Raw genomic sequence first — 23,586 nt, 5'->3', positions numbered from 1 at the left:
GTGACCACCCATTTAAAAATATATGATGAAAGCGCGGTTAGATCACTTTGTTCTAGCCGCGTAAATGAAAAAAAAGCATGGCAATCAATGGCCTTGCTCGACACTCAAGTAAACCTGCAACAAGCACTTATTGACGCTGCTCAATTTGGTATTCGCTATGTACTTCTTGGTATTTGCGAAGATATAGGCCCAAAAGCAAACTTAGGAAATGGCGGTGCAAACGAAGCATGGCCGGCTTTTTTAAAACGCTTTTTAAACCAACCTCATAATCAGTTTATTGCCACTCAAAAAGTACTTTTATTGGGTGAAGTAAATACTGATGATTTAATGGCGCAAAGTAACCAACTTAATAATCAGCAAGCCCAGCAGCTAACTCAATTACGAGATTTATGCCAACAACTTGATGAGCGCGTAGAGTCAGTATTAAGCCTTATTTTTAAAGCAGGGCTTGAGCCAATAGTTATTGGTGGCGGCCATAATAATTGCTTGGGAATCATCCGCGCACTCAGCCAGTCAAAAGACACACCTGTTAATGCAATCAATTTTGATCCTCATGCCGACTTTAGAGAATGTGAAGGTCGCCATAGTGGTAATGGATTTCGTTACGCGTATAACGAGCAACATCTAAGTAATTACCATGTTATTGGCTTACATGAATTAAAAAACAATCAAGCAATTATAGATGCAATGAGTGAAGCTAACTTTAAGTTTGATAGCTATCAATCCATACAAGTTAAGCGCAAAATTACACTAACGCAGGCAATTGAAAATGCACTAAGTAATTTTAATGATTCACCACTGGGTGTTGAAGTTGATTTAGATAGTATTACTTATATGCCAGTTAGTGCGTATACATATTGTGGATTTAGTGTGAGTGACACTGAGCACTTTGTGCATTTAGCTGCAAGCCATCGCCACTCTATGTACTTACACTTATGTGAAGCAGCGCCTAGTCAGCATCCTAACGGGTTAGATGCCGGTGCTACCCATGTAGGGCAAGTAATTAGTGCACTTGTAAATAGCTACCTACAAGCCAAAGAAAACACTTAACGTTGTTGAACCAATCGCCACTCTTTTAGCCAGCTCATTAAACCGATACTACTTAGCGGGTGACCAAAGTAATAACCTTGGGCAGCATAACCTTTTAAGCTTTTTACAAACTTAAGTTGCTCAAGTGTTTCTACTCCTTCAAAAATTACTTTTGTTTTTTGTTGGCTATGCATATCAACCATTCCACCAACTAGACTGCGTATATTGTTTTGATTACTAAAGTCAGCGGTAAGTGAAGGTGAAACCTTAATATATTCAACTGATAAACTTGGTAGCTTAGAAAGCAGTACCGGGTTATCGCCAAGTCCATCAACACATACTTTTAAGCCTATGTTATTAAGCCTTGCTATCATACCTCTGCCTTTGTCATCTAAACCAGCAAAAATATGTAAAGGGCATTCAACAATTAAGTCTCCCGCCTCTAAGTGATGCTCATTTATAACAACATCAACAAATTCAACAAACTCTTCATTTAGCATTTCAGGGCCAAATACGTTAATGCTAAGCGGTATAGAAATACCTTCTACTCTAAGCGCCATTGCAAGCTCAGCGGCTCTTTCCATTACAAATTTAGCAAGCGGGTAACCAAGCCCTGCAATTCTGATGTCGTCAATAAAACGATTAGCAGATAAAATTCCTTGCTTAGGATGCTGCCAACGCAGTAGTAATTCTAAAAACTCAATTTGACCATTGTCATTACAAATTATAGGTTGAAAATAGAGTTCTAATTCGCTCGAAAAATCAATATTTGCCAACTCTTTTAGTCGCGCTTGTTGCTCTCGCAGTTCAATCATCATTTGTTGATGATAAGGCACAACCTTGCGATTTGGGTGGCTATCGAGTGCTAGGTATGCGTACGATATTAAATTATCAAAGTTATTGTCTTGCTCATTACAATCAACATAACTCGCCCTCGCTTTTACCTCTACAGTGCAGTTAGCAACATTAAATGGCTTAAGCGTTGCACCCAGTATTTGTTCAATAACCAACTCATGTAAATGTTTTTGATTCGCGAAACTACAAATAAACGCAAAGTTAAGGCCCCCTAAGTGGGCAAGCTTTTCTTGCCCTACTAAAGTCACTATTTCGTCACTTGAAAGTAGTTCTTTTATTCGATTAGCCGATTGTGCTAAAAGTATATCGCCAAAATCACGTCCAATATGCTGGTTAACTTGCTCAAATCCTTCAAGACGAATAACGACTAATGCAGCACTTACTTGCTTATTGCCGCACCATGCATAGTAACCTTGACGTAACTGTTTTCTATCTGCAAAAACCGAAAGCGGTGACTCTTCAATAAATGCATCATCTGTTGGTTCTGGCTCTATCACGACTTCTATTTCAGCGCTTTCATCATTTAAAAAGCCAACAATAGTTAATAATAATATTGCTAACACAACCCAAAATAGCGGAACTTCCAATAATAAATGAGCTGAAAATAGAACAACAAATAAAAGACCAGCCAGTGAGCTGGTAATAATCATGCTCCAATTATTTCGCTCGAAGGCTTGCCATAAATGAAAACAAAATCCAAAGGCAAGTAGAATGGCAAGCCAAGCCGCACCACTGCTCAAAATAGCCAAACCAACAGCTGCTGTGCATAAATAACTAAACTTAATACTGACATTTTTAACGGCAAATAAAGTGGCAATCATCGCCATCAATAGTGCACCACTAAAAAATATTGGAAAATTACTGTCGGTTAGTATGTTCAAATTAACGGCATCCGTATTCGCTAAAAAAGTTTAAACCAGATTATATGTGGGTAAAAATAATACAAACTAGTTAATTCTACCCAAAATCCATAAATTTAACAGTTTATTTACGCCAAATTGGTAACTTAATTGTGATGGATGACTTATTTGCCAATGCGCAATATCAGCTCTTGCGCCAACTTTTAAAATACCACGATCGTCTAACCCAAGTGCTTTAGCTGCATTACGAGTAACACCTGCCAATGCTTGCTCGGGTGTTAATCTAAACAATGTGCATGCCATGTTCATCATCAAGTGCACTGAGCATAGTGGTGAAGTACCTGGATTAAAATCACTCGCAATAGCTATAGGTACTTTATATTGATTAAGTAACTCAATAGGTGGAAATTTAGTTTCTCTTAAAAAATAAAATGCACCGGGTAATAACACCGCGACCGTCCCAGCGTTTGCCATGGCTTTTACACCCTCTTCATCAAGATGCTCAATATGATCTGCCGAAAGGCCATTGAACTGCGCCACCAGCTCAGCACCATGTTGATTAGATAACTGCTCAGCATGACATTTTACTGGGAGATTATGCTTTTTAGCCGCCTCAAAAACACGTTTGGTTTGCGAATGACTAAAGCCTACATTTTCACAAAATACATCGACTGCATCAGCAAGGTTATTAGCCACTACCTGATCAAGCATATCAGTACATACCAAATCAATATATTCATCAGCGCGGCCTTTGTATTCAGGCGGTAGAGCATGCGCCCCTAAAAAAGTAGTTTTAATATCAATAGGATGATGCTCACCTAATAAACGAGCTACTTCTAATATTTTTATCTCGTTTTCAGTATCCAGTCCATAACCCGACTTTATTTCAACGGTGGTTACACCTTCTTTTAACAACGTATTTAAGCGATCTTTTGCATCAACAAACAATTGCTCACGGTCGGCTGCTCTCGTCGCTTTAACCGTACTTGCTATGCCACCGCCTTGTGCCGCAATTTGCTCATAACTTACACCCTGCAAGCGCTGCTCAAACTCTTGCGATCTTGAACCTGCAAATACTAAGTGAGTATGGCAGTCTATTAGGCCCGGCGTTAACCATTGTCCTTTTACACTCAATGTCGGCGTTGCAAACACATCAAAACTAGGCAATGTTGATTGCTCTCCAATCCACGCAATTTTACCATTTTTAATGGCTATAGCAGCATTTTCAATTGCGCCATAAGGGGCATTTATATTGCTATCCATAGTGGCAATATTGGCATCAGTTAAAAGTAAGTCGATTTCTTCTAACTCATAATTTTGTGTTGTGCTTTGCATTTTTTAGCCCTTTTTACGCCCAGAGTGATGAAAATATAGTCTAACAACCCATCTTGTATATACAAGGTAATTGTGTCATCTTATTTATATAGTTTATTTTTAATGTAACCATAAATTTAATGACGACACCTAAATTTGCGCAAATAAAACAATTCATTGTTGATAAAATACGCAGCGGTACGTGGCAAGAAAACCAACGTGTTCCCTCTGAAAACGAACTAAGTAGTCAATTTAGTGTAAGCAGAATGACAGCCCGCAGAGCACTAAGCGAATTAACCGAGGCAGGCATTTTAACCCGCAGCCAAGGGTTAGGTACATTTGTAGCTACATTTAAATCGCAGTCATCGTTACTTGAAATAAAAAATATTGCTGATGAAGTAAAAGAGCGTAACGGCAACTACACCTGTAGCGTACTCATACTCGAATCAATAAATGCAGTCGCACCTATTGCCATTGCACTTGGTGTTGAGGTTGACAGTGTTGTATATCGAAGTGTACTTGTGCATAACGAAAATGACAGCCCTTTGCAGCTAGAAGAGCGTTTTGTAAACCCTGCCCTTGCGACTGGCTACTTACAACAAGACTTTAGCATGCTTACACCTCATGAATATCTATCTAGTGTTGCCCCACTTACCCAAGCAAGGCATACAGTAGAGGCCATTATGCCAAACAGCGAAATGTGCCAATGGTTAAATTTATATAATGAAGAGCCATGCTTACAAGTAATCCGACGCACCTGGTCTGTTAAAGGCATTGTAAGCTTTGCGCGCCTTGTATCACCAGGCAGTAAATATCGCTTAGGTGGCCACTTAACATTTAAAAAATAACAAACAATAGCGCTTACTGCGCTTTTTTTATAACAAATCATCTTGTATATACAACAGGAGCAAAACATGAACAACCGACTCGACACAAGTCGCGTAATACGTGCACCTCTCGGAGATAAAATAAGTGCTAAAAGCTGGCAAACAGAAGCTGCTAAGCGCATGCTAATGAATAATTTAGACCCTGAAGTTGCAGAGCATCCTCATGCACTTGTTGTATATGGTGGTATTGGCCGAGCAGCTCGTGATTGGCCAAGTTATGACAAAATTATAGAAACCCTCGATAGGCTCGAAAGCGACGAAACCCTGCTTGTACAATCAGGAAAACCCGTTGGTGTATTTAAAACCCACAGTAATGCGCCTCGCGTGCTTATTGCTAACTCAAATCTTGTTCCACACTGGGCAAATTGGGAGCACTTTAACGAGCTCGATAAAAAAGGCTTGATGATGTACGGGCAAATGACGGCGGGTTCTTGGATCTATATTGGCTCGCAAGGCATAGTACAAGGAACTTACGAAACCTTTGTAGCTATGGCAAAGCAACATTTTGCAGGTAGCGCTAGTGGTAAATGGGTATTAACAGGTGGTCTTGGTGGTATGGGCGGTGCGCAACCACTTGCAGCTACAATGGCTGGGTTTAGTGCACTGGTTGTTGAATGTGATGAAAGCCGTATCGATTTTCGTATAAAAACAGGCTACGTTGATGTAAAAGCAACAAATCTTGAACACGCACTGCAATTAATAACCGATGCATGTGTTAAAGGTAAAGCCCTCTCAGTGGGTTTACTAGGTAACGCTGCCGATGTATTTAGTACACTGGTTAAAACAGGCATTACCCCTGATGTAGTCACAGATCAAACATCTGCTCACGATCCATTAAATGGTTACTTACCACAAGGCTGGACAATGGAGTACGCAGCAAAAATGCGTGAGCAAGATCCAAAAGCCGTAGTAAAAGCCGCTAAACAATCAATGGCAGTCCAAGTTAAAGCTATGCTAGCACTACAAAAAGCCGGTGCCGCCACTACTGATTACGGTAATAATATTCGTCAAATGGCGTTTGATGAGGGTGTTACCAACGCGTTTGATTTTCCTGGATTTGTACCCGCCTATATTCGCCCTTTATTTTGTGAAGGTATTGGACCATTTAGATGGGTAGCTTTATCGGGCGATCCAGAAGATATTTATAAAACCGATGCAAAAGTAAAAGAGCTTATTCCTGATGATGCACATTTGCATAACTGGCTTGATATGGCCCGTGAACGCATCCAATTTCAAGGGCTACCTGCACGTATTTGTTGGGTAGGTTTAAAAGATAGAGCACGCCTTGCATTAGCCTTTAACGAAATGGTTAAAAATGGGGAACTTAAAGCCCCTATAGTTATTGGTCGCGATCACCTCGACTCTGGCTCAGTTGCCAGCCCTAACCGTGAAACCGAAAGCATGAAAGATGGCTCTGATGCGGTATCAGATTGGCCATTACTCAATGCACTCCTTAATACGGCAAGTGGTGCTACTTGGGTGTCACTTCATCATGGCGGCGGTGTAGGTATGGGCTTTAGCCAGCACTCTGGTGTGGTTATTGTTGCCGATGGTACTAATGAAGCTAAAGAGCGTATTGCTCGCGTACTTTGGAACGACCCTGCAACGGGCGTAATGCGCCATGCTGATGCTGGATACGACACAGCAAAAAACTGCGCTAAAGAGCAAAATTTAGACTTACCAATGTTAGACAAGGAATAATCATGTTCGAACTTACTCTCACGCCAGGCTCACTTGATTTAAACACACTGAGAAAAATTAATAATTCACCAGTAAAATTAAGCCTTGTAAAGCATGCTGAATCACAAATAGCAGCCAGCGCACAAACCGTTCAAAACGTTATTAATGAGCACCGCACTGTATATGGGATTAACACCGGCTTTGGGTTATTAGCTAATACCAAAATAGCCGACGACGAACTTGAATTATTACAGCGCTCCATTGTGCTTTCACACGCTGCGGGCATTGGCGAATACATGGATGACAGCACAGTAAGGTTAATGATCACCTTAAAAGTAAACTCGCTTTCGCGCGGCTACTCGGGTATTCGCCTGCAAGTAATCCAATTTTTTATGCAGCTGCTTAGTAGCGAAGTATATCCGTGTGTGCCTAAAAAAGGCTCCGTGGGGGCATCGGGAGATTTAGCCCCTCTTGCGCATATGTGCTTACCTTTATTAGCTGAAGGTCAAATGCGACATAAAGGAAAAATAATTAGTGCAGCACAAGGGTTAAAAATAGCGGGGCTTGAACCTCTTACCCTTGCAGCTAAAGAAGGCTTAGCATTATTAAATGGCACACAAGCGTCGACTGCATTTGCACTACAAGGCCTATTTAGAAGCGAGAACTTATATGCACAAAGCTGCGTTATCGGCTCGATAAGCATAGAAGCTGCAATGGGTAGTCGCGCGCCATTTGATGCACGTATTCATGATATTCGTGGTCAGCGCGGACAAATAGACACTGCTCAAGTATTTAGAGAGCTACTCGATACGCACTCTCAAATTAGTGATTCCCACGTCAATTGTGAAAAAGTACAAGACCCTTATTGCCTTCGCTGCCAACCTCAAGTGCTAGGTGCTTGCCTAACTCAGATACGCCAAGCCGCAGAAGTATTGTTATGCGAGTCAAACGGTGTAACCGATAATCCGCTAGTTTTTGCCGATGTAGGCGACATAATATCGGGAGGAAACTTTCATGCAGAGCCCGTTGCAATGGCCGCTGATAACTTAGCTATCGCAATTGCCGAAATTGGCGCATTAGCAGAGAGGCGAATTGCATTACTTATCGATTCAAACCTATCCAAGTTACCGCCATTTTTAGTTGAAAACGGCGGTGTAAATTCAGGTTTTATGATTGCTCAAGTTACCGCAGCAGCGCTTGCGTCAGAAAACAAATCATTAGCGCATCCAGCTTCGGTTGATAGCTTGCCTACATCTGCAAATCAAGAAGATCATGTTTCTATGGCAACCTTTGCAGCAAGGCGCTTAGATGAAATGGCCAATAATACCCAAGGTGTTTTGGCAATAGAATGGTTAGCATCGGTTCAAGGGCTAGAATTTAGAAAACCGCTTGAACCATCAAATAAAGTACAAAGCGCTAAAGCGTTATTGCGCGAGCATGTGAGTTATTATGATAAAGACCGCTATTTTGCACCCGATATAGAAGCTGCCAATACATTATTAAGTGAAGGTAAGTTATGCGACTTCATAGAGAGCAGTCCCCTGCCTTCAGCATATTAAATACCATATTGGTAAGTAAAGCCTAGCGCTTCGATAGCTGAGCCAATAACTTTGCGCTCAGCTTTATCATCACTGATAAAGCGTGGTAACTCGCCGCCATGTTCTGCACACTTCACTGCGTAGTATTCAGCTTTTGTGGGATGCGCAGGATTAACAACATTATAAATATTTTGCCCTACTTGCCAGTGCTCTATCACCGCAAAAATAGCATTAATTACATCTTGTTGATGCACCATATTTACCACTTGCTCACTTGATGTATTGAGCTCTTTACCTGCCACAAAACGACCTGGTTCTCTATTTGGCCCTAGTAATCCAGCTAAGCGCAGTACTTTTCCGTCTTGCTCAAGTACTTGCTCTTCTGCCTCATAGAGCTTTATTTGGCGCTCGTTTGTGCATGAAATATCGCTACTTTCGCTATATACACCAGGCTCTTGATCGTATACCCCGGTTGATGAGCACAATAAAAAGCCCTTTGCGTTTAACTCCTTTGAAAGCTTAAGCGCTGCGGTAAGTGTTTCAGGATAATTACCCTCACTGTGCCTGCTACGTGGTGGAATAGCGCATACCCAACAAGCATTTTGTAAATCAACTTGATGCACTAATTGTCCATCTTCAAGCGTAAACTGACGCTCAAAGTCAAACTCGTGTATATCTGTTCTATGCGTTCCTTGTACTTGCCAATCAGCTTTTTGCGCACTTACGCATAAAGCATGTCCTAACCATCCTGCACCTAATACTACTAATTTATTACTTTTATTTGTCATTTTTGTATAAGCCTTTATTTTAAACGCATAATTAGTTCTTTCTATCTAACTTTATAGAGATTTTAAGTAAGATATGATTAGATATAATTTCATAAATAATAAAAATATGCGTACTCATGCTAAATAATTTATCATTACGGAAGAAAATATTATTATTGATTGGTGGAACAATTACCGTTTTACTAATTATCGCCTCAACATTTTTTGTTAAACACATTGCCAGCCTCTCTAGAGAAAACATAGAAAACGAAGCACAAAGTTATCTACAGACCGAGCAACTTTCAATGCAAAGTTACTTTGCGATGTACGGTAAAATGGTATCAACCTTTGTTAATAACCCACATTTAATCAATTTTTTTGAAAATTGGGATACTCGCGATCAAGCACTTGAAAGCGCGCCAGGTTACAACGAAGTAAACCAAGACTTTGTGCGTTTAAGCTCAAACGACGAAAATATTTTATCGGCCTTTTTTGCCTCAGCAACCACCGGTGAATACTTTAAAGAAAATGAACGTACAAGTCACTACAACGGCCAGCCTTATTACGCCTACAAGCGTGGTTGGTGGCAAGAAGCCATGCAAGTTAACAAACTTTACGTAGGTCCAATCTCCGTTGATTTAACCACAGGCGTAGCATCCGCAGTTGTACAACAACCTGTTTATAACGCACAGCGTAAACTCATTGGTATGGGCGGTGTTGATTTACAATTAAACAAAATTAACGACATGGTCGAAAATATTCGCTTTAACGGCCAAGGTTATGGTTTTTTACTCGATGGAAATCAAAAAGTAGTGCACTTTTCAAAAGCCACTGGGCACAAGCTTTCAATTACAGATGAAGGTGCAAACGGTAAAGAAGGACTCGATGCGCTTGAACAACAATTCACAGATACCGCAGGCTTTAAAGAGTTAAACACACAAATGCGAAATAACCTTGAAGGCAGCCAAATGGTTACCTTTAAAGGAGAGCAGTTTTATGTGGTTTACCATCGTCTGCAGTTAGAGCAGCCTTATATAGATTGGTATGTAGGTCTACTTATTCCTACTAGCATGATTGAAGAGCCCGTAAATGCTGCAGTAACTGCAACAACAACTGCAGTAATTATTATCTTAATTATTATATTAGCTATGATTTTATGGGCTACCCATATGATTTCAAAACCCATTACAACGCTTACACACATTATGCGTGATATAGCATCGGGCGAAGGCGATCTTACTCAAAAAATTGATATTGATAGCCAAGATGAAGTCGGCCAACTGGCCAATCACATGAATACGTTTATTGATAAGTTACGCGCCATGATGCTCGAAACCGCAGCTCAAGCAGAGCAACTAAGCAACGCAGCAGCTCAACTAAGACATGTTTCTGAGCAAACTAATTCTGAAATTCAACAAGAGAAGCAACAAGTTGATAGCGTGAGCGCTGCGGTAACTGAAATGGCAACTACCGTGCTTGAAATATCACGTAATGCACAACATACAAATAACGCAGCTGAAGAAGTTCAGGCAATTACAGCTGAAGGTGCAAGCCGTTCTACACAGGCGCAAAAAGTAATGACTGAACTGGCGTTGCATATTGGTGAAGCATCCAAAGTGGTTGCGGGCCTTGAACAAGAAAGTAATAACATTGGTGCATTAGTCGATGTTATTAACTCAATTGCCGATCAAACCAACTTACTTGCACTTAATGCGGCTATAGAGGCAGCTCGTGCCGGCGAACACGGTCGAGGCTTTGCCGTCGTTGCGGATGAAGTACGCTCACTAGCAAGCCGTACACAAGAATCAACTGACGATATTCGTAATATGATTTCGCGCTTGCAGCAAATAGCTCAACAGGCCTCGGTGATGATGCAACAAGGACAAGACCAAACAGAAGGCTCAGTACTGCAAACTAAAGAAGTACTTAGCTCACTTCACAATATTGCGCAGTCGGTCACTAAAGTACAAGACCAAAGTCATCAAATAGCAACATCAACTGAGGAGCAAACAGTCGTTGCTGAAGATATTAATACGAGCCTTTCGGCAATTAATAACTTAGTGAACAGTACCGCTGACCATGCACACACCCTCGCTGACGAAGCTCGTGACTTAAGTGATTTAGCTGCAGCGCTTAACAAAACGGTTAATCAATTTAAATTATAAAACTCTCATTTAATAGCTGTGTTTAAGCGTCAAACTTAAGCGCAGCTATAACCCTTGTTTTTAATTTATTTAGCACCATATCTTTACAGTTCGCTACTATTTTTACTGTAATTGAGTAATACAAAGTTATTTTTGCGAACCAGATCAAATTTTTCGATTTTATACACAGATCTTTTTATTGAGATAGTTTGTTGTTTGGCAGAGTCTGGTATAGTAGCGCACGTAATAAACAGTGCTTTTTGAGCGGTTTAATACAATATTGCTAATTAATATGTTCTAAGTGTTATTTAAAAGCACATATTAATTACCAATTGTTAAAAATGGGTTAGCCGATACTCGGCTGACAAAGAATACATTGTAACGGTTTTATCATGATATCTAATTTATTTACCAAGCTTTTTGGTAGTCGCAATGACCGCACTATTAAAAACTTAAGAAAGACGGTCGCGCTAATCAATGCGCTAGAAACGCAACTTGAAGCGCTTTCTGATGAAGATTTAAGAGCTAAAACAGCTGAGTTTAGAGAACGTTACGATAACGGACAAGGCCTTGACGACATTCTACCTGAAGCTTTTGCTGTGGTACGTGAAGCGTCAAAGCGTGTAAATGGCATGCGTCATTTCGACGTGCAGTTATTAGGTGGTATGGTTTTACATCAAGGTCGCATTGCAGAAATGCGTACAGGTGAAGGTAAAACATTAACAGCTACCCTACCAGCTTATTTAAACGGCTTAACAGGCAAAGGTGTTCACGTAATTACTGTGAATGACTACCTTGCTAAACGTGATGCTGAAACCAACCGTGCGTTATTTGAATTTTTAGGCCTTACTGTAGGCTGTAACGTACCTGGTATGATGCCACAGCAGAAGAAGCTAGCTTATACTGCTGACATTACGTACGGTACAAATAACGAATTTGGTTTTGACTACCTTCGCGATAATATGGCTTTTAGTATTGATGAACGTGTTCAGCGTCCATTATTTTATGCTGTAGTCGATGAAGTGGATTCAATCTTAATTGATGAAGCGCGTACTCCGCTTATTATTTCAGGCCCAGCTGAGGACAGCTCTGAGCTATACACTGAAATAAATACCATCGTTCCTTTACTTGAACTTCAAGAAAAAGAAGACGAAGAAGGTGTTGAAGGCGACGGCGATTACACTATTGATGAAAAGTCTAAGCAAGTTCATTTAACAGAACGTGGTCAAATTAAAGTAGAAGAGCTACTTACTGAACGCGGTTTAATTGAAGAAGGCGATTCGCTTTACTCAGCAGCAAGCATTACGCTATTAAGTCACGTTTATGCGGCTCTTCGTGCTCACAAGCTATACCAAAAAGATGTTGATTACGTTGTAAAAGAAAACGAAGTAATCATTATCGATGAGCATACTGGTCGTTCAATGGAAGGTCGTCGTTGGTCAGAAGGTTTACACCAAGCTGTTGAAGCTAAAGAAGGTGTGAAAATTCAAAACGAAAACCAAACACTTGCATCTATTACGTTCCAAAACTACTTCCGTTTATACGAAACACTAGCAGGTATGACAGGTACTGCCGATACTGAAGCTTTTGAGTTTCAATCTATCTACGGCCTAGATACCGTTGTTATGCCAACTAATAAGCCAATGGTTCGTGATGATCGCGCCGACTTAGTTTATCTAACGCAAGAAGAAAAATACGAAGCAATTTTAATTGACATTAAAGACTGCCAAGACCGCGGACAACCGGTACTTGTAGGTACTATTTCAATTGAAAGCTCTGAGTATTTATCACAGTTTTTACGCAAAGAAAAAATTAAGCACAACGTACTTAATGCTAAATTTCATGCGCAAGAAGCTGACATCGTTTCAGACGCGGGTCTTCCAGGTACAGTAACAATTGCAACCAACATGGCCGGTCGTGGTACCGATATCGTGCTTGGCGGTAACTGGAACAGTGAAGTTGAAAAACTTGAGAACCCAACTGCTGAGCAAATTGCTGATATTAAAGCGGCTTGGAAAATTCGCCACGACGCTGTAATTGATGCTGGCGGTTTACATATCATTGGTACTGAACGTCACGAATCTCGTCGTATAGATAACCAATTACGTGGTCGTTCTGGTCGTCAAGGTGACGCCGGCTCTAGCCGTTTCTACCTATCGATGGACGATGCGTTAATGCGTATCTTCGCTGGTGAACGCATGACTAACATGATGCGTAAACTAGGTATGCAACGCGGTGAAGCAATTGAACATCCATGGGTTAACCGTGCGATTGAAAATGCACAGCGTAAAGTAGAAGCACGTAACTTTGATGTTCGTAAGCAATTACTTGAGTACGATGATGTAGCAAACGATCAACGTCGCGTTGTTTACTCTCAACGTAACGAGCTACTTGAAGAAGGCGATATTTCAGAAACTATCACAGCAATTCGTGGTGATGTTCTTGCTGGTGTAACTGATCAGTACATTGCACCGCAAAGCCTTGCTGAAATGTGGGATATTCCTGGCCTTGAAGAGCGTTTAAAGCAAGACTTCTTAATTGAGTTACCAATCACTCAGTGGTTAGCTGATGACAATAAGCTATATGAAGAAAAGCTTCGTGAACGTATTGAAGAAGCTGTTGAGCAGTCATACAAGCAAAAAGAAGAGCAAGTAGGCGATTCTGTTTTACGTCAGTTTGAAAAAGCGATTATGCTACAAAGTCTTGATCAACATTGGAAAGATCACCTTGCTGCGATGGATCATTTACGCCAAGGTATTCATTTACGTGGTTACGCACAAAAGAATCCTAAGCAAGAGTACAAGCGTGAATCGTTTGAGCTGTTTTCTGAAATGCTTGAAAACTTGAAAGTAGATGTTGTAAGTATCCTAAGTAAAGTACAAGTACGCGCAGAAGAAGATGTTGAAAAAGTAGAAGAGCAACACCGTAAAAGTGAAAATGCTCCTCGCGAGTACCAACATGAAGAAGCTGAGCAAGTAGGTGGCGAAGCGCCAGAAACAGCGACAGTTATGGCTCGTACAGAACCAAAAGTAGGTCGTAATGACCCTTGTCCTTGTAAATCAGGTCAAAAATTCAAACAATGTTGCGGTAAATTAAAATAGCCCAATATTGTCAGTAGCTTATTAAAAAGCGGCGCTAGCGTCGCTTTTTTTTATGGAGTTTTAAAGTAATGACTATAGAAATTGTACATGTAGCTGTTGGTGTTATTAAGAAAAATAACGCTATATTCATTTGTAAACGCGCAGATGAACAACATCAAGGCGGTTTATGGGAATTTCCTGGTGGCAAAGTAGAAGCAGGCGAAAGTGTTTTTGTTGCACTTAAACGCGAGCTTATTGAAGAAGTTGGATTAACAATTCACAGCTCTAGTCAACTTATGGTTATTGAACATGACTACGGCGATAAATGCGTTAAATTAGATGTACACGTAGTAAGTAACTTTAGTGGTGAAGCACATGGCGCTGAAGGGCAACCTAGTGAATGGGTAGCAATTAGTGAATTAGAAAATTATGATTTTCCTGAAGCGAATGCTGGAATTATCGAAAAAATAGTTGCCCGATACGCATAATAAATGGGCATAAGTGAGCACAATGAACATCTCAATACAAAATAAGCTAAGCGAACTGTTAGCACTGCCCCCTGAGTTAACTCAAGTTAGTGTAATTGGTAGCGGTCATATAAATAGTACATGGTTACTTAAATGTATTGATAAACAGTTTATTGTGCAAAAACTTAATATTGAAGTATTTAAAAACCCTGCTCAGTTAGTAAGTAATGCAAAACTAATTGAGCAGCATCTAAATGCTAAACAACTGCAAAATAATTACCCTCTTGAAATAATCAAACATATAGCTACACAAAGCGACGAGCGCTTAATAAAAATAGATAGCGCGTACTATCGTATCCTTAACTATATTAGTGACAGCTACAGCGAAGACGTTGTTAAAAACGCCCAGCAAAGCGAGCAAGCGGCTTACGCCTTTAGTGTTTTTTCTCATGCCTTACAAGACTTTGATGCACAACAGCTGCACACCGTAATCCCTGATTTTCATAACTTAGCGATGCGCTTTGAGCAATTAAATACCGCAATCACAAATAACTCTGTAAATAGAGTAAAGCACTGCGCTGACGAAATAGAATATTGCTTATTGCAGCAGCATTTAATTACTGAGCTTAGTAGTATAGCTAAGCAGATACCACTAAGAGTGTGTCATAACGATACAAAAATAAATAATATGCTTTTTTGTAGTGCAACTCACAAAGCAAAAGCAGTGATTGATTTAGATACCTGCATGGCGGGATTTCGGCTTTATGATTTTGGTGACATGGTACGCACTTTCTGCTCCCCCGAAGCCGAGGATTCAACAAACTTACGCAACGTTGTTATTCGAAAAGATATATTTTCAGCCATTGTTAAAGGCTATGTAACGCCATTAAAAAGTAGCATGAGTAAACAAGAACAAGAAAGCCTGCTGCTAGGCGCTAAAATAATGCCGCTCATGTTAAGTGTGCGCTTTTTAACTGATTACTTAAATAACGATGTGTACTTTAAAGTGGCTCATGCAGAGCACAATTTAGAGCGCGTACAAAACCAACTTGCGCTTTATAAAAACATACTGAGTAACGAAGAATGGATGCACGCGTGCTTAGTCGATGAACAAATTCAAGATACAAAAAAACCAGTAAGCTAAAAACTTACTGGTTTTTATTATTTACATACAATGTAATTACCAAATTTTTACGCGATCTTCTGGTTTGATATACATTTTATCACCTTCTTTTACGTCAAACGCTTCGTAAAACTCAGGCATATTCGACAAGATACCGATTACACGGTAGTGACTTGGTGAATGAGGGTCTGTTAATAAACGATTACGTAACTCTTCATCGCGATAGTTACGACGCCAAATTTGTGACCAACCCATAAAGAAGCGTTGATCGCCTGTGTAACCATCAATCACAGGTGCTTTTTTATCACCTAAAGATAGCATATACGCTTTATGCGCAACCGTTAAGCCACCTAAGTCACCAATGTTCTCGCCAAGCGTTAGCTCGCCATTAACACTTGCATCTTCAAATGGTTTATATTCGTTATACTGTGCAACTAAAGCCGCTGTACGCTCTTCAAATTGCTTAAGGTCAGTCTCACTCCACCAGTTACGTAAGTTACCGTCACCGTCATATTTAGCACCTTGGTCGTCAAAACCATGACCAAGCTCATGCCCAATTACTGCGCCAATTGCGCCGTAGTTTACAGCATCATCCGCTTCTAAATTAAAGAATGGCGGTTGTAAAATAGCAGCAGGGAATACAATTTCATTGTTTACTGGGTTGTAATACGCATTTACTGTTTGCGGAGTCATGTGCCACTCAGAGCGATCAACTGGTTTACCCAATTTAGCAATCATGTCTGCGTATGCCCATTCGCTATAACGAATGTAATTGCCTACTAGCTCATCTGAATTAATCTCTAGCTCAGAGTAATCTTTCCACGTATCTGGGTAACCAATTTTAGGCGTAAATTTGTCTAGTTTTTCTTTCGCTGCAAGCTTTGTTTCAGGGCTCATCCACTCAAGATTTTCGATAGCAACGCCATAACCTTTAATTACGTTATCAACTAACTCTTCCATGCGTGCTTTAGCTTCTGGCGGGAAGTTATCTTTAACGTATACCTTACCTAAAATTTCACCAAGTACACTGTTAGATGCATCAACCGCTTGCTTCCAAAGAGGTGCTTGTTCTTCTACGCCACGAAGTGTTGTGCTGTAAAAGTCAAAGTTAAGGTTAACTAAATCTTCACTAAGTAGCTCTGCATAACCACTTACAAAATGAAATTTTAAGTAGTTTTTCCACGTCGCTAAATCAGTGTCTTTGTAAATAGTAGCTAGTGCTTCTAAGTAGCTTGGTTGACGTACAATAATCTCACTTGCACTCACACCTGCATCTTTAAAGAATGCAGCTAAATCAAGGTCGCCCATCAACTTGCTTGCGTCTGCTACTGTCATCTTGTTATAAGATTTAGTTGCGTCACGGCTTTGCACGCGGCTCCACTGTGCATCAGCTAGTGTTTTTTCAAATGCAAGTACGCTCTTAGCAGCTTCTGCTGCATTCTTAACGCCTGACTTAGCTAAAATATCAGTGATGTATTGCTCGTAAGAAGCGCGAATTTTAGTGAATTTTTCGTCATCGTTTGAGTAATAATCACGATCTGGTAAACCAAGACCCGACTGAGATAAATACAATGCATACTCGCTTGAATTTTTAGCATCGTTATTTACAAACCAACCAAACGGTAAAGTACCACCTTGTTTTTGAATTTTAGCCATTAAACCCACTAAATCAGCTTTAGATTTAACGCTATCAATTGTATCTAATGACGGTTGTAATGGCGTAATACCTAGCTCATTACGCGCATCTTTATTCATATAGCTTTTATAAAATGCACCAATTTTGTACTCATCACTGCCCTTTTTAGCAGCTTTGTTTGCGGCTGCACTTTCAAGGGCTATTTTCATCGCTTTTTGCGACTCATCATATAACTGCGAAAAAGAACCATAGTTAGATTTATCACCTGGTATTTCAGTTTTTGCTAGCCACTCACCATTTACATGGTAGTAAAAATCGTCTTGTGCACGTACTGAACTATCCATATTGGCTAATTCAATACCAAGCTCTAGTGGCTTTTCAGCAGGTGCTGTTACTACTGGAGCGTCGGTTGCTTTAGCTTCTTGTTGTTTTTCACCACAACCTACTAAACCAAGTGCAAGCGCAATGCTCGCAGCGGCCATTGTTACTTTATTCATAATGATTCCGTTTGTTAGTTAGAATTTAATACCAACTCCATTAAATTCTTGAATATAGCAGGAGTAAAAATAGCACTGCCTACACGCTTTTACTTAATGGAATGGGTATCAGGGACTTCAATCAATATACATTACCAGCCAGTATCATAAACCTCATTAGGGCAACAATAAAATGGAATATGTAACAAAGTATTTTGAATGCGGTGAGCTGCCAAATTGGCCCCACCAATAACAAGATGGTGGGTAGTTAAGGCTCGCTTTTATTTTTTCCATGAAGCGCTAAACGCTCAAGTTTTTCTTTTAAAGAAGGGGGTGCAGAAGATGCTATGGCGTTTAAGTAATCAGCTGTTTGCTCACTCATTTTACGAGAGTTGGTAACTGCAGGACTGCCCGACTTATTCGCTGTACTTAATCTCTGAGTTGCTTGAGGATTTGCAGTTATTTTTATTTGCCCGAGCTCTGCCATTCCGGCTGCTCTAAAATGTGAAAGCATATCCATTTTTAAATAATTAAGCCTAAGCGCGATAGGTGCAGACACCGCCTCTATCATTAGCGTACCGTCTCGGTAATTGCTGACTCGGCATTTATCACCCAACTTAGGGCCTAAAAAATCTTTTAATAAGGTTTGCTGTGTATCAAGTGCTTGGCTTTTGCCTGCATAAGCCGATAAACGATTATTTAACCCCGCCATAATATCGGTTAGCGGTTTTGGTGCATATCTATCTTTAGCCATTTTACACCTCGTAAAAACTCACTTAGACCCAGAGATAATACTCTAGGTCTAAGTATACACTGCCTATTAATACTACGCGCCGGCTATTTGCATTTGCTCTATTAATATTGAGCCAGTTTGAATACCACCACGGCGCTCTATATCACCACCAATAGCAGAAATGCCTTTAAACATATCTTTTAAATTACCAGCAATGGTAATTTCACTTACTGGATATTGTATTTCACCATTTTCAACCCAAAAACCAGCAGCGCCACGAGAGTAGTCACCTGTTACTGTGTTTACGCCCTGCCCCATTAGCTCTGTTACTAATAAGCCGGTGCCCATGGTTTTTAATAGCGCACTTAAATCGTTATGAGTTTGTTCAACAAGCCAGTTATGTATACCGCCCGCATGCCCTGTTGGCGTCATATTCATTTTACGCGCGGCATAACTTGCTAATAAATAAGTTTGTAACTCGCCGCCTTGAATAATTTCTCTATCGAATGTTTTAACACCTTCGCTATCAAACGGTGACGATGCCAATCCTTTTAAAATATGCGGGCGCTCAGCTATATTCACACAATTACTAAATACTTGCGTGCCTAAGCTATCGAGTAAAAAACTTGATTTACGATAAAGCGCGCCACCACCAATTGCCGACACTAAGTGACCAAACAATGAGTTTGCAATATCGGCTCTAAAAACAACAGGCACTTTCATTGTGCCTAGCTTTTGGCTATTTAATTTAGCGAGCGTTTCAGCTGCTGCTTCAATCCCAACTGCCGCTGCGTCATTTAAACCCGCTTGATCGCGCGCAACAGTATAAGCAGAGTCGCGTTGCATCTGCTCGCCATCTTGACCTATTACCATAGTGCTAATGCTATGACGAGTGCGTGGAAAGCCGGTTATCAAACCATGGCTGTTACCATAAACGCGTAGCCCTTGATGCGATGAAAAGCTCGCACCATCAGAGTTAACAATACGCTCATCTGCATTTAGTGCAGCTTGCTCTGCAGCATGACAAAGCTCAATGCCTTCCTCAGGACTTACATCCCAAGGGTGGTATAAATCTAAATCTTTAGGATTAAATTCTAGCAATTCTTTATCAGCAACGCCGTTAAATGGGTCATCAGATGTAAACTTAGCTATATCAATCGCTTTTTCTACTACCATACGCAACGTTTTTGGATTTAAATCAGCGGTTGACGCCGAGCCTTTATTATTACCAACATATACGCTAATGCCTAAGCCACCATCTTGGTTAAACTCAATGGTTTCTACTTCACCCATTCGAGTACTAACCGATAAACCAGATGTACTAGACATGGCCGCTTCGGCAGCCGTAGCACCTAATTTTTTAGCATGTTCGAGTACTTCTGCTACCGCATCTTTAACTTGCGATATTTGAGAATAAATTGGATCGTTTTGTTGGCTTTTCATAAATTAAGTCCTGAGCCTTAGAGGCATAATGCACGCATTTCTTATATTTAAATGCTAACACACTCAATGCATCACATCAGCTAATATTCCTAAGTATCATATTCATGTATAATGGCAAAAGTTATTTTTATTTAAGAGCACCCCATGGCAAAGAAAAAAGGCAAGCCTGCTGAAATTGAAGAAGAAATTGAATATGTATCAAGAACGGAGCTCAAACGCGAAGCGCAAGAGTTTCATCAGTTAGGTACTGAAATTGCCAAAATGGGTAAAAAACAGCGCGAACGCCTGCCATTAAATGACGATTTAAAAGCGGCAATGGTTGTTGCTGATAAAATAAGTAATAAAAGCGATGCGTATCGCCGTCACTTAAACTACATTGCTAAAACGTTGCGTACTGTAGAAAACATTGACGCTATTAGAGCGATTATCGACGTAATGCTTAATAAAAATAACCAAGCTGAAGTATTGGTCAAAAAAATTGAGCAACTACGTTCAGACTTAATTGAACAAGGCGATGACCTTATCAATGAGACTATTGAGCAGTTCCCGTCTCTTGATCGTCAGCAAATGCGTCAATTGGTTCGTAATGCGGCAAAAGAAGCGAAAGCTGAAAAGCCTGGTAAAGGTTATAAAGAGTTATTTCAATATCTCAAAGATGCACATACCGTTACGTATTAATTAGACCGTATTAATTGATATTTTATTAAAAAAGGTGCTTCGGCACCTTTTTTGTTATAGATCAAGCCGCCTCCCTGCGTACTTTTTTATAATCCCCCTAAATAAATACTTAGGTGCGCGTGATGATTAAACTTCCACAGTGGGATCAAACCCTAATAAACAAATATAATGTGTCTGGCCCGCGTTATACCTCATACCCCACGGCTCTATCACTGCGTGACGGTTATCAGCAACAAAACTTACTAAACGCGATAGAATCGTCAACGAGTCGTTCACTTTCTTTATATATTCATATTCCATTTTGTAGTCAGCTTTGCTACTACTGTGGCTGTAATAAAATAATTACCCGCCATCAAACTAAAGCAGATACGTATCTCGACTTTTTAGCAAAAGAAATTACTGCTCAAGCGCATTTATTTAAAAGCTACACGGTTGAGCAATTACATTTAGGTGGCGGTACACCCACTTTTTTAACCGCAAAACAAATGACCCGTTTAATAAAGCTTTTAGAGCAGCATTTTAATTTTACAAGCACCACCGAGCGCGGCATTGAAATAGACCCACGCTCACTTGCCGATAATATGCTTGTTGATTTAAGAATGCTTGGCTTTAACCGTGTCTCGTTTGGGATTCAAGACTTTAACGACGACGTGCAACTTGCTGTTAATCGCCCGCAAAATGCAGATACCGTTAAGCAATTAATTACACAAGCTCGCGAGCTGGGATTTCAATCTATTAATGCAGATATGATTTACGGGCTTCCTCTGCAAACGCCAGAGAGCTTTAAGCAAACTATAGAGCAACTTATTGAGTTAAGCCCTGATCGAGTATCGGTGTTTAACTATGCGCATTTACCAGAGCGCTTTGCCGCGCAGCGAAAGATTAAAGATGTCGACTTACCCAGTGCACATAATAAACTCACCATGTTTAAAAATACGCTGGAGCAGATGACGCAAGCAAGCTATCAATTTATTGGTATGGACCATTTTGCAAAAACCGATAACGAACTAGCTGTTGCACAAAATGAGGGCAAGCTACATCGTAACTTTCAAGGTTATACAACCCATGGAAATTGTGATTTATTAGGCTTAGGCGTGTCATCCATTTCACAAATTGGCACCGCAATTTTACAAAATCAAAAAGAATTAAAACATTATTACCACAGCGTAGAAACACAAAACGGCTGTGCTCTTAATAAAGGTATGCACTTAACACATGATGATGTAATTCGTGCTGATGCAATTAAGCAGCTCATTTGCCAGTTTGAACTAGATATACAAGCATTTAGTAAAAAACATGAGCTTATATTTAACGACTACTTTGAGGATGCGTTAATTACGCTCGCGCCACTTATAAAAGATGAGTTAGTAACTATAACTAATAGTAAAATTAGCGTAACACCACGCGGCAACTTATTCATTCGTATTATTTGCATGTGCTTTGACGCTCATTTACAAAAACAAATAAATGCGACACGTTTTTCACGAGTGATTTAACTAAAAACTGTCCGGCATAAAAAAAGCAGACCAAGGTCTGCTTTTTCTGAGTACTCGAAAAACTAGTTAAAAACTACTTTATCGCTGCCAGGAGCCGCTTTAAACTCGATGATAATTTTAGCGCAATCGGCTTTAACTTCATCTTTAAGTGTTTCTTCAGCTTGCCAGCGAGCCTTATCTAGCTTAAAAATTTCTTTTTTAGCATATTTTTTACGTGCATCGTGTGTCGGCATTTCTTTAACTACCTGGTACATTTTATAAATGCCAGGGTACTGTATTGTTAAATCACGCTCGCTCTCAAAGCCATATTGAGACATAAGTACCCAAATACGTAAACAGCCTTCAGAAAACTCACACTGCTCTTCATTCATTGCACGCGCAATTAAATGAATACTATCGGCTAGTTTGGCATTTCGCTTTAAACGCGACTTCTCAAGCTTTTGCTTTTGTTCAGCCTGCGTTTTAGCAATTAACTTTTTTTGCGCATTTAACTTGTACAGCAACTGACCCGCATAAAATGCCAGACCAACTATTATAGCAGCGCCTAAAAGTAAGGCTAAAATTACCGCGGTACTCATTATTTATCCTTACTATTTGTCGTCTTCATCTAACCATTCGTTGGCTAAATCGTCAGATAAGTATTGATCGAAATCAGAATTGCCTTTGCTTTCAATATCATCTTCAAGGTCATCTTCAAATTCGTCTTCATCCTCGTCTTCAATACCAAGAATTTCACATAACGCCTGATGACGAGCAATACGGCTATTAAAGTACTTAGCATCTTTACCTGTTAGCATTTCACCTTCTTCATGACGCTCTACTAATTTAAGTAAACGTTCGTCATTCTCAAGTGCTTCTAGCTCTTGTTCAGGTGTGAATTCAGGCTCGATTACCTTTTTCAGCTCAATAGTTGGCTTTAAGTTGCGTTTCATTTCAACTTTAGGTTCAGGCGCGGTTGCAATTAATGGTACTGGCTTTTTACTGCCTACACGCTTATCTTTAGGCGCGTGACCACCATTGTGGCTTTCGCTATCTAGTAAATCTGGCGCGTTACGAGAACCTGGCTTAGCGCCTTTGGTTTTTTTAACTCGCTGCTCTTTTAATGCGCGCATTTCTTTAAGCTTATCTTGGCTTAAACGAACAGGTCCGTTTGCTGGGCTTTTGCGTGACTTTTTAGTTCTACTCATATCTTGATCATCTCACTTAAGAGGTTTTGAGCGAAGCGCAAATTAATGGGCATCGCAGTGCTGGCCTAGCCAGAAGAATTCAGTTTGCGCTATAGAAGTTGGGTTTCCCATTTAAAAGCGCCTTAGCTAATTAATCGCTAATTTTAAACGGTGAGTATTGTAACAGGACAAATAAAAAGGCGGTAGAGAAAAC

At 40.2% G+C, this 23,586-nt stretch carries 18 protein-coding genes; 10 read left to right on the top strand and 8 right to left on the bottom strand.

Annotated elements, in window-relative coordinates:
- On the top strand, window positions 1–1,050 hold the full coding sequence (locus WNY98_RS03240; RefSeq protein WP_304182181.1) for a formimidoylglutamase: 1,050 nt from the start codon (window positions 1–3) through the stop codon (window positions 1,048–1,050).
- On the opposite strand, the gene WNY98_RS03235 is transcribed toward WNY98_RS03240, so the two are convergent.
- Both WNY98_RS03235 and hutI read right to left on the bottom strand, forming a co-directional pair.
- The gene (locus WNY98_RS03235; RefSeq protein ID WP_342877174.1) at window positions 1,047–2,711 is read right to left on the bottom strand and encodes a GGDEF domain-containing phosphodiesterase; all 1,665 of its coding nucleotides are present in this window, start codon (window positions 2,709–2,711) and stop codon (window positions 1,047–1,049) included. The genes WNY98_RS03240 and WNY98_RS03235 overlap by 4 nt on opposite strands.
- Before the next feature lie 120 nt (window positions 2,712–2,831).
- A complete protein-coding gene (gene hutI, locus WNY98_RS03230) occupies window positions 2,832–4,079 on the bottom strand; it encodes an imidazolonepropionase (protein ID WP_342877115.1) in 1,248 nt (415 codons plus the stop codon).
- 119 nt (window positions 4,080–4,198) lie between these two features.
- On the opposite strand from hutI, the gene hutC reads away from it, so the two are divergent.
- From hutC to hutH, 3 genes are all read left to right on the top strand, one after another.
- Window positions 4,199–4,906 carry a histidine utilization repressor gene (gene hutC / locus WNY98_RS03225; RefSeq protein ID WP_002959947.1) on the top strand — a complete coding sequence of 236 codons (708 nt, stop codon included), beginning with the start codon at window positions 4,199–4,201 and terminating at the stop codon, window positions 4,904–4,906.
- 66 nt (window positions 4,907–4,972) lie between these two features.
- Window positions 4,973–6,646 carry a urocanate hydratase gene (gene hutU, locus WNY98_RS03220; protein WP_342877114.1) on the top strand — a complete coding sequence of 558 codons (1,674 nt, stop codon included), beginning with the start codon at window positions 4,973–4,975 and terminating at the stop codon, window positions 6,644–6,646.
- Window positions 6,647–6,648: 2 nt separating this feature from the next.
- The gene (hutH, locus tag WNY98_RS03215; protein ID WP_197184498.1) at window positions 6,649–8,184 is read left to right on the top strand and encodes a histidine ammonia-lyase; all 1,536 of its coding nucleotides are present in this window, start codon (window positions 6,649–6,651) and stop codon (window positions 8,182–8,184) included.
- Here hutH and WNY98_RS03210 read toward each other — a convergent pair.
- Entirely contained in the window at window positions 8,181–8,951 is a 771-nt protein-coding gene (locus WNY98_RS03210) for an NADP-binding protein (RefSeq protein WP_342877113.1), read from the bottom strand. The genes hutH and WNY98_RS03210 overlap by 4 nt on opposite strands.
- 116 nt (window positions 8,952–9,067) lie before the next feature.
- Between WNY98_RS03210 and WNY98_RS03205 the strand changes: the two genes are divergently transcribed.
- From WNY98_RS03205 to WNY98_RS03190, 4 genes are all read left to right on the top strand, one after another.
- Entirely contained in the window at window positions 9,068–11,095 is a 2,028-nt protein-coding gene (locus WNY98_RS03205) for a methyl-accepting chemotaxis protein (protein WP_342877112.1), read from the top strand.
- A 371-nt stretch (window positions 11,096–11,466) separates the two neighbouring features.
- On the top strand, window positions 11,467–14,175 hold the full coding sequence (gene secA, locus WNY98_RS03200) for a preprotein translocase subunit SecA (protein WP_342877111.1): 2,709 nt from the start codon (window positions 11,467–11,469) through the stop codon (window positions 14,173–14,175).
- A gap of 68 nt (window positions 14,176–14,243) precedes the next feature.
- Window positions 14,244–14,642 carry an 8-oxo-dGTP diphosphatase MutT gene (gene mutT / locus WNY98_RS03195; RefSeq protein WP_342877110.1) on the top strand — a complete coding sequence of 133 codons (399 nt, stop codon included), beginning with the start codon at window positions 14,244–14,246 and terminating at the stop codon, window positions 14,640–14,642.
- 22 nt (window positions 14,643–14,664) lie between these two features.
- Window positions 14,665–15,765: a phosphotransferase gene (locus WNY98_RS03190; RefSeq protein WP_342877109.1), complete on the top strand. Its 1,101-nt coding sequence runs from the start codon at window positions 14,665–14,667 to the stop codon at window positions 15,763–15,765.
- A 36-nt stretch (window positions 15,766–15,801) separates the two neighbouring features.
- On the opposite strand, the gene WNY98_RS03185 is transcribed toward WNY98_RS03190, so the two are convergent.
- From WNY98_RS03185 to pmbA, 3 genes are all read right to left on the bottom strand, one after another.
- Window positions 15,802–17,877 carry a M13 family metallopeptidase gene (locus tag WNY98_RS03185; RefSeq protein WP_342877108.1) on the bottom strand — a complete coding sequence of 692 codons (2,076 nt, stop codon included), beginning with the start codon at window positions 17,875–17,877 and terminating at the stop codon, window positions 15,802–15,804.
- A 247-nt stretch (window positions 17,878–18,124) separates the two neighbouring features.
- Window positions 18,125–18,610, bottom strand: a complete 486-nt coding sequence (locus WNY98_RS03180; protein ID WP_024605297.1) for a DUF721 domain-containing protein — start codon at window positions 18,608–18,610, stop codon at window positions 18,125–18,127.
- 72 nt (window positions 18,611–18,682) lie between these two features.
- Entirely contained in the window at window positions 18,683–20,032 is a 1,350-nt protein-coding gene (pmbA, locus tag WNY98_RS03175) for a metalloprotease PmbA (protein WP_342877107.1), read from the bottom strand.
- 144 nt (window positions 20,033–20,176) lie between these two features.
- Between pmbA and yjgA the strand changes: the two genes are divergently transcribed.
- Window positions 20,177–20,710: a ribosome biogenesis factor YjgA gene (gene yjgA, locus WNY98_RS03170; protein WP_007582068.1), complete on the top strand. Its 534-nt coding sequence runs from the start codon at window positions 20,177–20,179 to the stop codon at window positions 20,708–20,710.
- Between the two features lie 122 nt (window positions 20,711–20,832).
- On the top strand, window positions 20,833–22,206 hold the full coding sequence (hemN, locus tag WNY98_RS03165) for an oxygen-independent coproporphyrinogen III oxidase (protein ID WP_342877106.1): 1,374 nt from the start codon (window positions 20,833–20,835) through the stop codon (window positions 22,204–22,206).
- Window positions 22,207–22,268: 62 nt separating this feature from the next.
- On the opposite strand, the gene WNY98_RS03160 is transcribed toward hemN, so the two are convergent.
- Window positions 22,269–22,784, bottom strand: a complete 516-nt coding sequence (locus tag WNY98_RS03160) for a DUF2489 domain-containing protein (protein ID WP_024600407.1) — start codon at window positions 22,782–22,784, stop codon at window positions 22,269–22,271.
- A gap of 12 nt (window positions 22,785–22,796) precedes the next feature.
- A complete protein-coding gene (yihI, locus tag WNY98_RS03155) occupies window positions 22,797–23,393 on the bottom strand; it encodes a Der GTPase-activating protein YihI (protein ID WP_076925350.1) in 597 nt (198 codons plus the stop codon).
- Between the last annotated feature and the right edge of the window lie 193 nt (window positions 23,394–23,586).

Source organism: Pseudoalteromonas sp. AS71 (assembly GCF_038900275.1).
Classification (GTDB): Bacteria; Pseudomonadota; Gammaproteobacteria; order Enterobacterales; family Alteromonadaceae; genus Pseudoalteromonas.
Note: the sequence above shows the minus strand (reverse complement) of the source record. Positions and strands in the feature narration are given on the sequence as shown.

What these genes read in the sequence shown, in the direction of transcription:
- WNY98_RS03235 (WP_342877174.1), bottom strand. Translation starts at nt 2,711, where the DNA reads ATGGCGATGATTGCCACTTTATTTGCCGTTAAAAATGTCAGTATTAAG.
- hutI (WP_342877115.1), bottom strand. Translation starts at nt 4,079, where the DNA reads ATGCAAAGCACAACACAAAATTATGAGTTAGAAGAAATCGACTTACTT.
- hutC (WP_002959947.1), top strand. Translation starts at nt 4,199, where the DNA reads ATGACGACACCTAAATTTGCGCAAATAAAACAATTCATTGTTGATAAA.
- hutU (WP_342877114.1), top strand. Translation starts at nt 4,973, where the DNA reads ATGAACAACCGACTCGACACAAGTCGCGTAATACGTGCACCTCTCGGA.
- hutH (WP_197184498.1), top strand. Translation starts at nt 6,649, where the DNA reads ATGTTCGAACTTACTCTCACGCCAGGCTCACTTGATTTAAACACACTG.
- WNY98_RS03210 (WP_342877113.1), bottom strand. Translation starts at nt 8,951, where the DNA reads ATGACAAATAAAAGTAATAAATTAGTAGTATTAGGTGCAGGATGGTTA.
- WNY98_RS03205 (WP_342877112.1), top strand. Translation starts at nt 9,068, where the DNA reads ATGCTAAATAATTTATCATTACGGAAGAAAATATTATTATTGATTGGT.
- secA (WP_342877111.1), top strand. Translation starts at nt 11,467, where the DNA reads ATGATATCTAATTTATTTACCAAGCTTTTTGGTAGTCGCAATGACCGC.
- mutT (WP_342877110.1), top strand. Translation starts at nt 14,244, where the DNA reads ATGACTATAGAAATTGTACATGTAGCTGTTGGTGTTATTAAGAAAAAT.
- WNY98_RS03190 (WP_342877109.1), top strand. Translation starts at nt 14,665, where the DNA reads ATGAACATCTCAATACAAAATAAGCTAAGCGAACTGTTAGCACTGCCC.
- WNY98_RS03185 (WP_342877108.1), bottom strand. Translation starts at nt 17,877, where the DNA reads ATGAATAAAGTAACAATGGCCGCTGCGAGCATTGCGCTTGCACTTGGT.
- WNY98_RS03180 (WP_024605297.1), bottom strand. Translation starts at nt 18,610, where the DNA reads ATGGCTAAAGATAGATATGCACCAAAACCGCTAACCGATATTATGGCG.
- pmbA (WP_342877107.1), bottom strand. Translation starts at nt 20,032, where the DNA reads ATGAAAAGCCAACAAAACGATCCAATTTATTCTCAAATATCGCAAGTT.
- yjgA (WP_007582068.1), top strand. Translation starts at nt 20,177, where the DNA reads ATGGCAAAGAAAAAAGGCAAGCCTGCTGAAATTGAAGAAGAAATTGAA.
- hemN (WP_342877106.1), top strand. Translation starts at nt 20,833, where the DNA reads ATGATTAAACTTCCACAGTGGGATCAAACCCTAATAAACAAATATAAT.
- WNY98_RS03160 (WP_024600407.1), bottom strand. Translation starts at nt 22,784, where the DNA reads ATGAGTACCGCGGTAATTTTAGCCTTACTTTTAGGCGCTGCTATAATA.
- yihI (WP_076925350.1), bottom strand. Translation starts at nt 23,393, where the DNA reads ATGAGTAGAACTAAAAAGTCACGCAAAAGCCCAGCAAACGGACCTGTT.